General features: G+C 38.9%; 14 protein-coding genes. All 14 read left to right on the top strand.

Annotation, left to right across the window (positions count from 1 at the left end):
• Positions 1 to 28: 28 nt before the first annotated feature.
• The 14 genes from wrbA to LKW28_RS14530 all read left to right on the top strand — a co-directional run bounded on the left by wrbA (position 29) and on the right by LKW28_RS14530 (position 15,271).
• Entirely contained in the window at positions 29 to 640 is a 612-nt protein-coding gene (wrbA, locus tag LKW28_RS14595; RefSeq protein WP_229141080.1) for an NAD(P)H:quinone oxidoreductase, read from the top strand.
• Positions 641 to 722: 82 nt separating this feature from the next.
• Positions 723 to 1,280 (top strand): YceI family protein, encoded by a 558-nt coding sequence (locus LKW28_RS14590; protein WP_229141079.1) that lies wholly within the window; start codon positions 723 to 725, stop codon positions 1,278 to 1,280.
• A gap of 147 nt (positions 1,281 to 1,427) precedes the next feature.
• On the top strand, positions 1,428 to 1,868 hold the full coding sequence (locus LKW28_RS14585; RefSeq protein WP_229141078.1) for a MarR family winged helix-turn-helix transcriptional regulator: 441 nt from the start codon (positions 1,428 to 1,430) through the stop codon (positions 1,866 to 1,868).
• A 55-nt stretch (positions 1,869 to 1,923) separates the two neighbouring features.
• Positions 1,924 to 3,000 (top strand): LLM class flavin-dependent oxidoreductase, encoded by a 1,077-nt coding sequence (locus LKW28_RS14580; protein ID WP_229141077.1) that lies wholly within the window; start codon positions 1,924 to 1,926, stop codon positions 2,998 to 3,000.
• Positions 2,997 to 3,563: an NADPH-dependent FMN reductase gene (locus LKW28_RS14575; RefSeq protein WP_229141076.1), complete on the top strand. Its 567-nt coding sequence runs from the start codon at positions 2,997 to 2,999 to the stop codon at positions 3,561 to 3,563. Before LKW28_RS14580 ends, LKW28_RS14575 begins: the two co-directional genes overlap by 4 nt.
• A gap of 83 nt (positions 3,564 to 3,646) precedes the next feature.
• Entirely contained in the window at positions 3,647 to 4,591 is a 945-nt protein-coding gene (locus LKW28_RS14570; RefSeq protein ID WP_229141075.1) for a ring-cleaving dioxygenase, read from the top strand.
• Between the two features lie 371 nt (positions 4,592 to 4,962).
• The gene (locus LKW28_RS14565; protein WP_229141074.1) at positions 4,963 to 5,286 is read left to right on the top strand and encodes an ArsR/SmtB family transcription factor; all 324 of its coding nucleotides are present in this window, start codon (positions 4,963 to 4,965) and stop codon (positions 5,284 to 5,286) included.
• A gap of 3 nt (positions 5,287 to 5,289) precedes the next feature.
• A complete protein-coding gene (locus LKW28_RS14560; protein WP_229141073.1) occupies positions 5,290 to 5,679 on the top strand; it encodes an SRPBCC family protein in 390 nt (129 codons plus the stop codon).
• A gap of 35 nt (positions 5,680 to 5,714) precedes the next feature.
• On the top strand, positions 5,715 to 6,086 hold the full coding sequence (locus LKW28_RS14555; protein WP_229141072.1) for an iron chaperone: 372 nt from the start codon (positions 5,715 to 5,717) through the stop codon (positions 6,084 to 6,086).
• Between the two features lie 142 nt (positions 6,087 to 6,228).
• Entirely contained in the window at positions 6,229 to 6,483 is a 255-nt protein-coding gene (locus tag LKW28_RS14550) for a hypothetical protein (protein WP_324255037.1), read from the top strand.
• Positions 6,484 to 6,721: 238 nt separating this feature from the next.
• Positions 6,722 to 8,014 (top strand): adenylosuccinate synthase, encoded by a 1,293-nt coding sequence (locus tag LKW28_RS14545; protein ID WP_229141071.1) that lies wholly within the window; start codon positions 6,722 to 6,724, stop codon positions 8,012 to 8,014.
• A 151-nt stretch (positions 8,015 to 8,165) separates the two neighbouring features.
• Positions 8,166 to 8,960, top strand: a complete 795-nt coding sequence (locus LKW28_RS14540) for a helix-turn-helix domain-containing protein (RefSeq protein ID WP_229141070.1) — start codon at positions 8,166 to 8,168, stop codon at positions 8,958 to 8,960.
• Positions 8,961 to 9,285: 325 nt separating this feature from the next.
• Positions 9,286 to 13,776, top strand: a complete 4,491-nt coding sequence (gene gltB, locus LKW28_RS14535) for a glutamate synthase large subunit (protein ID WP_229141069.1) — start codon at positions 9,286 to 9,288, stop codon at positions 13,774 to 13,776.
• Between the two features lie 16 nt (positions 13,777 to 13,792).
• Positions 13,793 to 15,271, top strand: a complete 1,479-nt coding sequence (locus LKW28_RS14530; RefSeq protein ID WP_229141068.1) for a glutamate synthase subunit beta — start codon at positions 13,793 to 13,795, stop codon at positions 15,269 to 15,271.
• Positions 15,272 to 15,278: the final 7 nt, after the last annotated feature.

Below are 15,278 nucleotides of genomic sequence, written 5' to 3'. Positions count from 1 at the left end.
TAATTCAACAAAAAAGGAGACAGTACAAATGTCAAATGTTAAATTAGCAGTTATTTTTTACAGCATGGGTGGTACAAACTATCAGTTATCAAAATGGGCAGAAGAAGGGGCCAAAGAAGCTGGTGCTGAGGTTAAAGTATTAAAAGTCCAGGAATTAGCTCCTGAATCTGTAATTGAGGCAAACGCAGCTTGGAAAGCAACTGTTGATGCAACGAAAGACGTTCCGGTCGCAACTTCTGCTGATGTAGAATGGGCAGACGCGATTATATTCAGTGTTCCAACACGTTTTGGTAATATGCCATCACAAATGAAACAATTCCTTGATACCCAAGGTGGACTATGGGCTACTGGAAAAACGGTTAATAAAGTTGTAAGTGCAATGTCTTCAGCACAAAATCCGCATGGTGGACAAGAGGCAACAATCCTTTCATTATATACAAGTATGATGCACTGGGGAGCGATTATTGCATCTCCAGGTTACACGGATCCTGTATTATTTGGAGCAGGAGGAAACCCATATGGAACAAGTGTAACAGTCGGTCAGGATGGGAAAATGATTGAAGACGTACAAGCAGCCGTAAAACACCAGGCAAAACGTACTGTAAATGTAGCTGAATGGGTGAAAAAAGCAAATCAGTAATGTATAAATCGTGTGAGCTAATCAGGCATAGCTGATTAGCTCTTTTTTAATACGTATTTAAGCACGGGGGGAGAGTATATAAATGGGGAAATGGATTGTAGACAAAGGACATTCCACAGTTGGTTTTGAAGTGAAACATATGATGGTTTCAAAGGTAAGAGGTCAGTTTGATTCATTTACAGCCGAAGTAGAGGCTGAAGATTTAACTGATTTAACAAATGCACAAATTATATTCAAATTTGATGGGGACAGCATAAACACTCGTAACCAAGAACGCGATACCATATCTATTTTAAAGGAAATTCAAAAGCTAGGCATCCAAATTTCTGTCGATGATTTTGGAACAGGTTATAGCTCTCTAAGTTATATTAAAGAACTACCGATTAATACATTAAAAATTGATCAATCATTTGTGAATGATATTCATACGAATAAAGAAAGTAAGGAAATTGCAAAAGCGATCATTAACTTAGCAAATTCTATTGGATTAAATGTTATTGCAGAAGGAATCGAACTAAAGGAACATGTTGATGAACTAAGTAAAGGTGGTCTTATTCTTGGACAAGGATACTATTACAGTAGACCACTGAAGGTGGGGGCATTTGAGGATTATATGACAAATGTTCATGAAGCATCGTAAACCCCGTACAGAATTGGTACATGAAGGAATCATCTTTGTGGTTTTTTGTCATCTGCAATAAAAATATCTTGGATTAGAGATATTTTTATTGCGTTTATATCAATTGAGTGGTAAAGTGATAGTAACGAAAGGGAGTGACGAAGTGTTATGCAAAATAATACTCGTGGTTCATTAATCTGGTTACGACTTACACGATTCACACATCAAAGTAACTTGTTATCGAATGATTTTTTAAAGAAGTTTGATTTAACGACTGCACAATTTGATGTTTTAATGCAAATTTCAACATACGAGCCATTAACTCAAAGTGAGCTTGCTGAGAAAGTTACGGTGACACAAGGCGGAATTTCTCGGATGCTGTCACGCCTTGAAAAGGAAGGGCTCATTGCACGAAAGCAAGACTGGAAAACAAAAACAATTTCGTTAACTAAAAAAGGTTGTGAAAAACTAGAAAATGCTTTTAAAGATCAGCTTGCATTTCAATCCTCTTTCTTTGATGAATGTTTATCTAAAGAAGAACAAAAAGTCCTGTATACCCTCATGTCTCGTGTACAAAAAAATAGCGAAAATAAGAAAAATGACATATAAATAATTCTTTTACCTTATCACTTGATTAGTAAATTGATAAAAGGAGAGATAAACAATGGAAAAATACCGCATTGATCAAACGAAAGGCTTGGAATTTGGACTATATTCATTGGGGGATCACATTCCCAATCCATTAACCGGTGAGCGAATTTCAGCACAGCTACGAATCAATGAACTTATAGAAGCAAGTAAACTAGCAGAACAAGCAGGTATTGAGGTATTTGGTGTCGGTGAAAGTCACCAAACGTACTTCACAACACAAGCACATACCGTTGTTTTAGGAGCTATTGCACAAGCTACAAAAAAGATTAAAATTGCAAGCTCAGCAACTGTATTAAGTGTTTCTGACCCAGTTCGTGTGTATGAGGATTTCGCCACAATCGATTTAATATCAGATGGCCGGGCAGAAATCGTTGCTGGTCGCGGCTCACGTGTAGGTGCCTACCATTTACTTGGAGTTGATTTGCAGGATTATGAAGAAATTTTTGAAGAGAAATTAGAACTGTTAAAACTAATTAATGAAGAACAGCTTGTGACATGGCAAGGTGAATATCGTCCTCCGCTTCAAAATGCAGAAATACTGCCACAGCCAAAAAATGGTTCGATTCCAATTTGGCGTGCTGTTGGAGGACCACCTGCAAGTGCGATTAAAGCGGGTTACATGGGTATTCCGATGATGCTGACTACATTGGGTGGACCGGCAATTAACTTTAAGCCTTCTGTTGATGCATATCGTGAAGCAGCTGAACGCAGTGGCTTTGATCCAAAAGCTTTACCAATTGCAACAACGAGCTTATTTTACGTAGCAGATACAACACAGGAAGCTTTACAAGGAATGTACCCGCATATAAGCGGAGGATTCCAAGCCATTCGTGGTAGTGGCTATCCAAAGCAACAATTTGCTCAAGCACCTGATACTCGTGATGCATTAATGGTTGGCAGCACACAGCAGATTATCGAGAAAATGCTTTACCAATATGAGCTTTACGGCATGCAACGTTTCATGGCGCAAATTGACTTTGGTGGGGTACCTTACGAAAAAATCATGAAAAATATTGAAATCATCGGGAACGATATCATTCCTGCCATCAAAAAATATACAGCCAAATCAGAAGGAGAGAATAACCTATGAAAATAGTAGCGCTAGCAGGCTCAATTGTCGGCTCAAAAACAAAAACTGCAATGCTGAAAACTGTGGAAATACTTGAGCAAAAATTCCCTGAAAATGAAGTTACATTGCTTGATTTAGCTGACTACAAATTGGAATTTAGCGATGGTCGTAATTATTTTGAATATGATGGTGACACAAAATATGTTACAGGGACAATTATGTCAGCGGATGCCATTATTATTGGAACACCAACGTTTCAAGCATCGATTCCTGCAACATTAAAAAACATTTTCGACTTACTACCAGTTAATGCTTTCCGCGATAAGGTTGTAAGTGTTGTTGTCACAGCTGGTACAGCGAAGCATTATTTAATGGTCGAGCAACAATTAAAGCCAATTTTAGCTTATATGAAAGCACACATTGTTCCAACGTATGTATTTATTGAAGAAAAAGATTTTTTACGTAAAGAAATCATTAATGATGATATTCTTTTCCGCTTGGATCGTTTAGCCGATGATACAGTTCAAACATTTCAAGCAGTGGAATCGATAAGAAAGGCTAAAGAGGAAGAATACGGTTTCTGATTTTTAATGAAAGCATCTTTTAAACCTGAGGATGAAAAAAATATAATTACTATTCTAGTAAAATGAAATCGGAGGGAATATCAATGTATAAAATTCCAGGACATCATCACATTTCCATGATTACAAAAGACGCAAGCCGAAATAATCATTTTTACCGACATGTGCTTGGTTTACGTCGTGTGAAAGTAACAGTGAACCAAGACGAGCCATCGATGTATCACTTATTTTTCGGTGATAAAACAGGTAGCCCAGGTACTGAACTATCATTTTTTGAAATTCCACCAGTTGGAAAAACGCATCGTGGGACAAATGCCATTACTAGAATCGGTTTACTTGTTCCTTCAGAGGACAGTCTTCAATATTGGAAAGCACGTTTTGAGGAACATGGTGTAACCAAAAGTGATATAACAACGTATGCCAATCATCCAGCTTTACACTTTGAAGATACAGAAGGTTTACAGATGGTCCTTCTTGCTTCAAACGGTGCTAAGCAAGCGCACTGGGAAACATGGGAAAAATCCGATGTACCCGCTGAACATCAAATTCAAGGAATGGGCTCTGTGGAAATGACGGTTCGAAGACTTGATAAACTAGCTAGCACACTAACAGATATGTTTGGCTATACAGAAATTAGCCGTACAGATGACGAAGTGATTTTTCAATCCATCAAAGGAGAGGTTTTTGGAGAAATCGTAGTGAAATATTTAGACGGTCCTACTGAACGACCTGGACGAGGAAGTATTCATCATTTAGCGATTCGTGTTAAAGATGATACAGAGCTTGCCTATTGGGCTGAACAGGTACGAGCACGTGGCTTCCACTTATCTGGTATTGTGGATCGTTTCTATTTTAAAAGCCTTTATTTCCGTGAATCAAACGGAATTCTATTTGAAATTGCAACCGATGGACCGGGATTCACCATCGATGGGGATGTCGAAACTCTGGGTGAAAAATTAGATTTGCCTCCATTTTTAGAAGACCGTCGAGCTGAAATTGAAGAAAATCTAAAACCGATTGAAGAGTATTAAGGATGTCTTGTCCTTAATAAGTAACCAGTAAATATAAGCGGAAATTTTTCGGTTAAAAGTAGGACGGAGTCGGATTCGGGTTAAATAAGGGAAGGTTTTCCGATTACGCAAAGCAAATTCCCTTGTTTTCGAACTTTTCCAGTCAATAGGCGGAATCTCTCCATCTATATAAGCCTTTTTTCATAATTATTACGAATTAGGCGAAATTTTTTCGTCTATTATACAGCTTGTCGGACATTAAAAGCCTAATTCAGACGGAAATTAGGCTTATTATTATTTATTTTGGAAAAAATATGATTTGACGGGCTACCAAATGGTGTCATATAATTAGGACACTAAAAGGTGTCCAATTAATAAGGGAGAAGGGGCTATTGAACGAGAAGAATCAAGAGCGGGATGTTTATGAAGCCATTGCTGACCCAACAAGACGTAAATTGCTGCGTTTGTTGGCAGAGGAGGAGGAGTTACCTCTTTACAAGCTAACTGCGCAATTTCAAATGGGGCGAACTGCTGTTTCGAAACATTTGGCTATCCTCAAAGAAGCTGGTTTAGTAGATGACCGAAAAGTGGGTCGTGAAACAAGGTATCGAATAAATGCTGCTCCATTAAGGGAAATTAAAGATTGGGTATCCTTTTACGAGAAGTTTTGGACCGACAACATATCAATTTTAAGAAGCATATTAGAGGAGGAGTAAATAATGGCAGAGGTTTCATTAGACTTTCAATTTAAAAGCTCAATCAATAAGGTGTGGGATGCATTAACAGATTCAGACACACTTGCAAAATGGATTATGGCAAATGACTTTAAACCAATCGTAGGACATAAATGTCAATTCCAAAATTCGCAGTGGAATTTAATTGTCGATTGTGAAGTATTAGTGGTGGACGAGCCTAATAAGCTATCTTACACATGGGTAGGTGGTCCAATCGATACTATCGTCACATGGACATTGAAGGAAGAGGATGGAATAACCTATTTACATCTTGACCAAACTGGATTCGAAAAAGAAGACCAAGCGTACAACGGTGCGAAATATGGTTGGGGCGGAATGGTTGATGAACTTAAAAAAGTATTGGGAGAAATGTAAGGCCTTATACGAGGCGGTTTTTAGGAGGGAATCACATGGAAGCTTTTGCTGAATTTTTAGCGGGGATTGATGACCCTATTCACCTAGAAAGAGTGGGAGAAGTGTTTACTTGGGTAAACAATAAATATCCAAATTTAAAGACAGAAATCAAATGGAATCAACCAATGTTTACAGATCATGGCACATACATTATTGGCTTTAGCGTATCGAAGAAGCATTTAGCTGTTGCCCCTGAAAATGTAACCATCTCCTATCTGGAGGATGAGATTAAAAAAGCAGGTTATGACTACACAAAAGGGATGATACGTATTCCTTGGAATAGTCCGGTTGACTACTCACTCATTGAGAAAATGATTGATTTTAATATTTCGGATAAGGCCGACTGTACCACTTTTTGGCGGAAATAACAGAGGAAAGCCCTTTCGAAAGCATGGAGGGCTTCTTAATGGACTGGTTGCAGGTGGAATTGGAATTACACCATTTCGGGCGATCTTAAAACAAATATAAGCAGAAGGCAACGGAGTCGAAAAACAAATACACCTACTCTATATGGAAAGTAAAAAGTCATTTCTAATTAAAGATGAACTTGATGCGATTGCGAATAATCCTTCTTTAAAAGTAACTTACCTTAATTCAAGGGATGATCTCCATCAAGAAATAGACAAGTTTACTAGCTTAAATAAAGAAAATGGAAAATACTATATTGCAGGTCCGAAGTCAATGGTAGAATCTATTTCTACTTATCTACAAAATCAAAATGTTTCAAAGCGCAAAATTAAAAAGGATGCCTTTTTTGGGTATTAATATAAAAAATCATCAAAAATCAGGTTGGTTTCGATACGGGACCAATCTTTTTTTCTTTACCGATGTAAGATTTCGTTTACGAAAGGGTATAATAAAAAATGTTGGTAAAATACGAACATTATTTTATTTTATTTGTATATCATTCGTTATTAGATTGACTTCTCTTTATATTTACTGATAGAATTAACCTGCTAAAAGGAAAAAATGTTTGTTTAACCTAATGGAGGTGCGTTATAAAATGTCATCAGTTGTCGTTGTTGGGTCACAATGGGGAGACGAGGGAAAAGGAAAAATCACTGATTTTTTATCGGAAAATGCCGAAGTGATTGCACGTTATCAAGGTGGAAACAATGCTGGACATACGATTAAATTTAACGGTGAAACATATAAACTGCATTTAATTCCATCCGGTATCTTTTACAAGGAAAAAATCTGTGTCATCGGCAATGGTATGGTTGTAGATCCCAAGGCACTTGTGATGGAGATGGATTATCTACAGGACAAAGGAGTACCCCTCGATAACTTGAGAATCTCTAATCGCGCTCATGTTATATTGCCTTATCATATAAAATTAGATGAAGTGGAAGAAATAGCAAAAGGTGAAAATAAAATTGGTACGACGAAAAAAGGAATTGGACCAGCTTATATGGATAAAGCTGCCCGTATTGGGATTCGGATTGCTGATTTAATGGACCGTGAAGTTTTTGAGGAAAAATTGACTCGTAATTTAGCAGAGAAAAATCGAATGTTTGAACGGCTTTATGAGACTGACGGCTTTAAACCGGAAGATATTCTTGATGAATATTATGAATATGGCCAAACGATTGCGAAATATGTCTGTGACACTTCTGTCGTCTTAAATGATGCTTTAGATGACGGACGTCGTGTCCTCTTTGAGGGAGCCCAAGGGGTCATGCTTGATATTGACCAAGGGACCTATCCATTTGTTACTTCATCTAATCCAGTTGCAGGAGGCGTAACGATTGGTTCAGGTGTTGGTCCAAGTAAAATCACTCATGCCGTTGGGGTATGTAAAGCGTACACTACAAGGGTTGGTGACGGACCCTTCCCAACCGAACTTACGAATGATATTGGCCATCAAATACGCGAAGTTGGCCGTGAGTATGGAACAACGACGGGTAGACCACGTCGTGTTGGTTGGTTTGACAGTGTTGTCGTCCGCCATGCCCGTAGAGTTAGCGGCTTAACTGACTTATCACTGAACTCAATTGATGTGTTAACAGGAATAGAATCGCTGAAAATTTGCGTCGCTTATCGTTATCATGGAAAAGTGATAGAGGAGTTCCCGGCAAGCTTAAAAGTTCTGGCCGAATGTGAGCCGGTATACGAAGAGCTACCGGGCTGGAAAGAAGATATTACAGCCTGCAAAACACTGGGTGAACTGCCAGAGAATGCAAGACGCTATATCGAAAGGGTTTCTCAACTGACAGGTATACCTTTGTCAATCTTCTCTGTTGGTCCAGACAGAAATCAAACAAATGTCGTCAGGAGTCCATGGCGTCAAAACTAACCTGAATGAAAAGGAAGCTTTTGTGTCTAAAGCTTCCTTTTAATATTTGCTGCATTTTTTGACAGAGCTAAAGAATAAGTATCCAAAGTTGCTACATCGGACATTTTACAATTAAAATATAAAGTAGTCATCCTTGAAGGGAGGGAGCTAGGTGCTTTATCTGAATCCAGAAGATTTTAAATTGAAACCAGCATTAGCTACCATTCATTGTGAGCCGAACTGGACGTGGCGAAAAAGAGAGCACCCCATGCCGAATTATGATTTGTTTTATGTTTGGGGTGGCGAGGGAACTGTAATACTTAACAAAAAAGCTTATCATGTGGAGAAAGGTCATTGCTTTCTGTTTAAACCGGGTGATTATACAGAAGCAACACATAATCCACAAAATCCCCTGGTTTTAACTTATATTCATTTTGATATAGCTGAAGTAGAAACACCTAGAATGATCCCCTCTTCGCATCGAATACTTGAAAATGCTTTAAGCTTTGAATCACTTTTGACTCAGTATGTTCGTCTGTTTTTAGTCAACACATTTGGTGCGGAAATTGAAGGAAAGTTAATCTTGAAGCAATTAATGATTCATTTGTTAAGAGAAGAACAAGAAAAGAAAAAAGAGCTGGGTCGTACAAGTAATAGTTTATTAGAAACGATTCGAGAAGTAGCCAATTATATTCAACAACACCCTGGAGAACCACATACAATCGAAAGCTTATCTGAACGTGCTAACCTTTCTCAACGATATTTTTCCCAAAAGTTTAAAGAAATTATAGGACATAAGGTGAAATCTTATATTGTTTATTCCAGAATAAAGCGTGCAGAACATTTACTCCATTTTACAGGGATGTCTGTAACAGAAACTGCATATGCCCTCGGCTATAATGATTTGCATTTTTTTAGCAGGCAATTTAAACAATACACTGGTAAAAATCCCTCTGAAATAAGATGAAAAACTTCATATTACTTGAATTAGGTTGCTGCGGATTTGTTAAAAATCCCTAGCAACCTTATTTATTGTGTACAGATAAATTTCCCGCAACAATAAATCCAAATGATTCAACAAAACATCTAAATATAAAAAAATGAAACAATGGTAGTATAAAAAACAAGAAAAGATCGGTAAATGCGAACATTATTACTAAATTATTCATAAATATTTGTTTATTTTACTATCTAAAAAGTGCAAATCTTCGGTTAAATACTCTAAATACATTCACATCTCAAAGTATTAACATTAAAACTAAGAAAATCAAAGACATAAAGGAGGATATGAAATGCATCGGACATGGACACAAGATAAACAAGGGATGTATGATCCTCAAAATGAACACGATGCCTGTGGAATTGCTATGCTCGCCAATATAAATGGAAAGCAAACACATTCAATAGTATCTCAAGCTTTAATTGCACTTGAACGGCTTGATCATAGGGGAGGGCGCAGTAAAGACAATTTGTTAGGGGATGGAGCTGGGATTTTAACACAAATCCCTCATAAGTTATTTCAAACGGAGTGGAAGAAAGCGGGAATTCCGCTAATTGATGCAGGAAAATATGGTGTTGGAGTGTTCTTCCTTCCACAGCAAGAAAGTCCCAGAAAACATTGTGAAGAAATCATTGAAAATATTATTAAAGCGGAAGGAATTGAATTATTCGGTTGGAGGAATGTCCCAACAAATGATAAGAATCTACATCAACAAGCAAAAGAAACCCAACCAGTGATAAGGCAATTATTCGTGAAATCTCCTTTTAACGAATCATGGGATATAAAGTTTGAGAGAAAATTATATCAAGTTCGCAGAAAAATTGAAAAAGCATTTAAACGTGCTGATTCAATAAAGGGTGAGCAATATTATATAGTCAGTTTCTCGGCAAGAACGATTATCTATAAGGGCTTATTACTACCTGAGCAGTTGAGCGATTATTATAGGGATTTACACAATGAATTATATGAGTCAGCGATGGCATTGGTCCATAATCGCTTCAGCACCAACACTATACCAAGTTGGCAAAGGGCGCAGCCGAATCGTTTCATGATGCATAATGGTGAAATCAATACGATAAACGGTAATGTGAACTGGATGAAAGCTAGAGAAGCTGCATTCAAATCAGATGTAATAGAGGATGTTGACAGTCTGCTTCCTGTTGTTGATACAGATGGTAGTGACTCAGCGATGTTTGATAATACACTGGAATTTCTTGTGTTAGCAGGATGGTCATTGCCACAAGCCATGATGATGATGATTCCGGAACCATGGGAAAAAAATAAGGTTATGGGTGAACAAAAAAAGGCATTTTATCAGTTTCACAGTAGCTTTATGGAGCCGTGGGATGGACCAGCAGCAATGGCATTTACAGACGGTAAATTACTTGGAGCGTGTCTTGATCGAAACGGATTAAGACCGGCTAGGGTTATTTTAACGAAAGATGACTTTATCTGCGTTTCATCAGAAGTGGGGGTTGTTGATATCCCAGAAGAGAAAATATTGTGTAAAGATCGTTTGAAGCCAGGACAAATGCTTCTAATAGATTTAGAAAATAAACGCTTAGTTACCGATGAAGAAATCAAAGAGCTTGTCATCTCCCAAAGACCTTATCAGAAGCTTGTAGAAGAAAACATTGTACCTTTGGAAAGGATTGCCGAAGATATGACCCACACCGAGGAAGTATCGGAAGGAGAAACCCTTCGCAGACAGGTGATCTTTGGTTATACAGATGAAGAAAGGGAGAAGGTTTTAAAGCCGATGGCCATGGATGGTAATGAGCCAATTGGTTCAATGGGATATGATGCGCCTTTAGCGGTATTATCCAGTAAGCCTCAACTTTTATTTCATTATTTTAAGCAGAAATTTGCTCAAGTCACAAACCCGCCAATAGACGCCATTCGGGAGGAATTTGTGACTTCATTAGAAGTCATGTTAGGGTCTAGCGGTAATTTACTTCAACCTACACAAATGGGCCTTAAAAAAATAAGTTTGAGAACACCAATTTTAGTAGAAACCGAGATGAGGAAAATAAGGAATTTACAAACAAAAGACTGGTCAACAGGGATTGTTTCAACTTTATTCTCGGTTCAAGGAAATTTAAGAGAAGCAATAGATGAAATGATTCAGATGGTGGATAAGGAAGTTGAAGCGGGGAGCAATATTCTTGTCCTCAGTGACCGACATGTAAACGAACAGCATGCAGCCATACCTTCATTACTCGCCGTATCAGCCGTTCATCATCATTTAATACAAACAGGTAACCGAAATAAGGTTAGTTTACTAGTTGAATCGGGGGAACCGAGAGAAGTACACCATTTTGCAACTCTGCTTGGTTATGGTGCGAATGCGATTTACCCTTATCTTGTCTATGAATCTCTGCCTTTATTAGTTCAAGGTCTTTCCATTGAGGATGCATCCGGAAATTATGTGAAATCCGTCACAAAGGGAATCATGAAAATTATGTCCAAAATGGGCATTTCAACAGTTCAAAGTTATATAGGGGCACAAATTTTCGAAGCTTTAGGAATTAGTCATGAAGTGATAGACCGTTATTTTCCAAATTCAGCTTCGAAACTCAGTGGGTTGGGGATAGATGATATTGCAAAGGAAGTCCGTTTGCGCCACGAAGCAGCATTCCAGTCAGAAGCCGTATTAAATACGGGATCGGATTTCCAGTGGCGTTATGGAGGGGAGACACATCTATTCCAGCCGAAAACTATTCATTTATTACAGCAAGCCGTTCGTACAGGAAAATATGAAATATACAAGGAGTATAGCAGTCTGTTAAACAAAGAAATCAGTCAGCAGACGACATTGCGTGGGTTACTAGAATTCAATTATATAAGAAAACCCGTACCCATCGAGGAAGTTGAACCAATTGAATCAATCTTTAAAAGGTTTAAAACAGGTGCAATGTCATTCGGGTCAATTAGTAAAGAGGCTCATGAAGCGATAGCGATTGCGATGAATCGAATAGGTGGAAAAAGTAATAGTGGGGAAGGTGGAGAGGATCCTGCACGATTTACACCAATGGAAAATGGCGATTCAAAAGGTAGCAGAATAAAGCAAGTAGCATCAGGAAGATTTGGGGTTACGAGCCACTATCTCGTGAATAGTGATGAAATCCAAATTAAAATGGCCCAAGGAGCCAAACCGGGTGAAGGTGGACAATTGGCAGGCCACAAAGTGACCCCTGAAGTAGCCAAAACAAGGGGATCAACTCCAGGAATTGAACTGATATCGCCACCGCCCCATCATGATATTTATTCCATTGAAGACTTGGCACAACTAATTTACGACCTAAAGAATGCAAATCCCAAAGCCAGAATTAATGTGAAACTTGTATCAGAATCGGGTGTTGGAACGATTGCCGCAGGTGTAGCAAAGGCAAAAGCGGATGTCATTCTAATTAGTGGGTATGATGGCGGGACTGGAGCAGCAACGCGCTCAAGTATCAAACACGCTGGTATGCCTTGGGAATTAGGGCTTGCTGAAACTCAACAAACATTAAAGCTAAATGGCTTGAGACATAAGGTGACCTTGGAGACAGATGGAAAAATGATGAGTGGCCGAGATGTGGTCATAGCAGCACTTCTTGGTGCAGAAGAATATGGATTTTCAACATTGCCACTTGTTTCACTTGGCTGCATCATGATGCGAGTTTGTCATTTAGATACATGTCCAGTTGGGATTGCGACTCAAAATCCGCTCCTTCGTAAAAATATGGTAGGCACAGCAGACCATGTGGTTCATCTAATGCATTTCTTTGCTCAAGAAATTCGCGAATATATGGCTGAATTAGGATTTAGAACGATGGATGAAATGATCGGAAGGACCGATTTATTGATACAAGCTCAATCAGACCATTGGAAAGCTCGAAAACTTGATTTATCACCAGTTTTATATGATCAGCTGGGCGATAAACAACCTAAAGAAGAGCAGGATCATGGAATCAATCAAACATTGGACAGTAATGAACTTCTTCCTTTATTTCTACAAGGTTTGAAAAATGGGCAGCCAATTCGTGCGGTACTTCCTATTCGTAATATAAATCGTTCTGTCGGAACTCTGCTCGGGAGTGCAATTTCGAGTAAATACGGTGAAGCAGGGTTAAAGGAAGATACGATAAAACTTCACTTTAAAGGTTCAGCAGGTCAGAGCTTTGGAGCTTTTATACCAAATGGGATGACGCTAACTTTAGAGGGAGACGCCAATGATTACGTCGGAAAAGGATTATCAGGTGGGAAAATTGCAATCTTTCCTTCAGCAAAATCAACCTTCTTAGCTGAACAAAACATCCTTATCGGAAATACTGCTTTTTATGGAGCTACAAGAGGAGAAGCATATGTCCGAGGGAAGGCAGGAGAAAGATTTTGTGTAAGAAATAGTGGTGCACATGTAGTTGTCGAAGGAATCGGTGACCATGGTTGTGAGTATATGACAGGAGGCAGTGCTATCATCCTTGGAGAAGTAGGCCAAAACTTTGCTGCCGGAATGTCAGGTGGAATAGCCTATGTTCTAGTCCGAGAGGCTGGAAGATTCAATAAACTATGTAATAAAGAACTTGTTATCATTGAATCTTTGCAAGACCGAGAAGAAATGAACTTTATTAAAGGTCAAATTAAACAACATTATCAATATACAAAAAGTACGATCGCAGCAGAAATTCTAAAAAAATGGGACTACTTCGCATCTCGTTTCGTGCGGGTTATCCCAAAGGAATATAAAAGAGTTCTTGTTGAATCCAAACAGAACGATATTTACAATACAGTTGAAATTTAGAGTGGGGGTTAGATAGATGGGAAACATATCAGGGTTTATTAACCATGAAAGGAGTTCAGTACTCTATCGTGACCCGTTAGAAAGGGTTAAAGATTGGAAAGAAATTGCTCAGCTGCCCTCTGAAAATGTTTTACGCACGCAGGCTTCTCGATGTATGGATTGCGCTGTACCCTTTTGTCAAAATGGCAGTCAGCTAGCGGGGATGACGACAGGATGTCCAATTTATAACTTAATTCCAGAATGGAATGACCTCGTTTATAAAGGAAACTGGAGGGAGGCATACGAGCGTCTTAGCGTGACGAATCCTTTCCCGGAATTTACTGGACGTGCTTGTCCGGCACCATGTGAGGGTGGGTGTGTTGCCTCGCTCGCCAATGATTCAGTTACCATTAAAAACATTGAACGGGCCATTATTGATAAGGCATTTGAAGAAGGATGGGTTAGGCCACAAATTCCTGTACATCGGACAGGTAAAAAAGTGGCTATTATCGGCTCCGGACCTGCGGGACTCTCATGCGCGTCCATTTTAAATCAACATGGTCACACAGTGACAGTGTACGAACGTGCTGACCGGATTGGCGGCTTGCTAACATACGGGATTCCTAAAATGAAGATTGAGCAGCATGTTGTTGATCGCAGAATTAATTTGTTGAAAGAGGAAGGCATCCAGTTTGTTCCTAATACGGAAATAGGAAAACAACTATCATTGGAGCAATTGCGTTCAGAAAATGATGCGGTAATCCTTTGTATAGGTTCTACTCGACCACGGGACTTAAAGCTCTCGGGAAGAGGGCTTGGAGGAATCCACTTTGCAATGGATTACTTACATGTAAATACGAAAAGCCTTCTTGATTCTGAATTAGCTGATGGAAATTTTATTTCCACAGAGGGGAAAGACGTCGTTGTCATTGGAGGTGGGGATACAGCCACAGACTGCGTCTCCACTGCGATACGACAGAACTGTAACAGTCTTGTTCAGTTTGATATTTATCCGATTCGTCCAAATAACCGCGCTGATGACAACCCGTGGCCACAATATCCAATTATTCATAAAGTGGATACCGGTCAGGAAGAGGCAGCTAGTGTATTCGGGCATGATCCAAGAGAGTTTGCTACAACTGCACTTGAATTTATTAATGATGAAAATGGAAGGGTAGCGGGAGTTAAAAGCGCCGAGATAAAAACAAGGATAAAGGAAAATGGCCAAAAAATAAGGGAAGTAATTCCAGGAACGGAAAAAACGTGGCCAGCCCAATTGATATTACTAGCGATCGGTTTTGAAGGTCCTGAAACAGACATGTTCAAAGATAGCAAGGTCACAGTAAATCGACGCTCTACGATCGAGGTAAACAAGGGAAAATATCACACACATGAAGAAGGCATATTTGCTGCTGGTGATGCTCGAATAGGTGCAAGCTTAATTGTTTGGGCGATTCAAGAAGGAAAAGAAGCTGCTTTGGAGTGTCATGATTACATCATGGGAAAGATGGCGTAAGAATATG

This window comes from Bacillus sp. REN16 (assembly GCF_020731355.1).
GTDB lineage: Bacteria > Bacillota > Bacilli > Bacillales > Bacillaceae_L > Ferdinandcohnia.
This window is presented reverse-complemented; position numbering and strand designations above follow the sequence as displayed.

Coding starts and splice junctions, on each gene's coding strand:
- LKW28_RS14585 (WP_229141078.1), top strand. CDS start 1,428: ATGCAAAATAATACTCGTGGTTCATTAATCTGGTTACGACTTACACGA.
- LKW28_RS14590 (WP_229141079.1), top strand. CDS start 723: ATGGGGAAATGGATTGTAGACAAAGGACATTCCACAGTTGGTTTTGAA.
- LKW28_RS14560 (WP_229141073.1), top strand. CDS start 5,290: ATGGCAGAGGTTTCATTAGACTTTCAATTTAAAAGCTCAATCAATAAG.
- LKW28_RS14575 (WP_229141076.1), top strand. CDS start 2,997: ATGAAAATAGTAGCGCTAGCAGGCTCAATTGTCGGCTCAAAAACAAAA.
- LKW28_RS14555 (WP_229141072.1), top strand. CDS start 5,715: ATGGAAGCTTTTGCTGAATTTTTAGCGGGGATTGATGACCCTATTCAC.
- LKW28_RS14550 (WP_324255037.1), top strand. CDS start 6,229: ATGGAAAGTAAAAAGTCATTTCTAATTAAAGATGAACTTGATGCGATT.
- gltB (WP_229141069.1), top strand. CDS start 9,286: ATGCATCGGACATGGACACAAGATAAACAAGGGATGTATGATCCTCAA.
- LKW28_RS14530 (WP_229141068.1), top strand. CDS start 13,793: ATGGGAAACATATCAGGGTTTATTAACCATGAAAGGAGTTCAGTACTC.
- wrbA (WP_229141080.1), top strand. CDS start 29: ATGTCAAATGTTAAATTAGCAGTTATTTTTTACAGCATGGGTGGTACA.
- LKW28_RS14570 (WP_229141075.1), top strand. CDS start 3,647: ATGTATAAAATTCCAGGACATCATCACATTTCCATGATTACAAAAGAC.
- LKW28_RS14580 (WP_229141077.1), top strand. CDS start 1,924: ATGGAAAAATACCGCATTGATCAAACGAAAGGCTTGGAATTTGGACTA.
- LKW28_RS14545 (WP_229141071.1), top strand. CDS start 6,722: ATGTCATCAGTTGTCGTTGTTGGGTCACAATGGGGAGACGAGGGAAAA.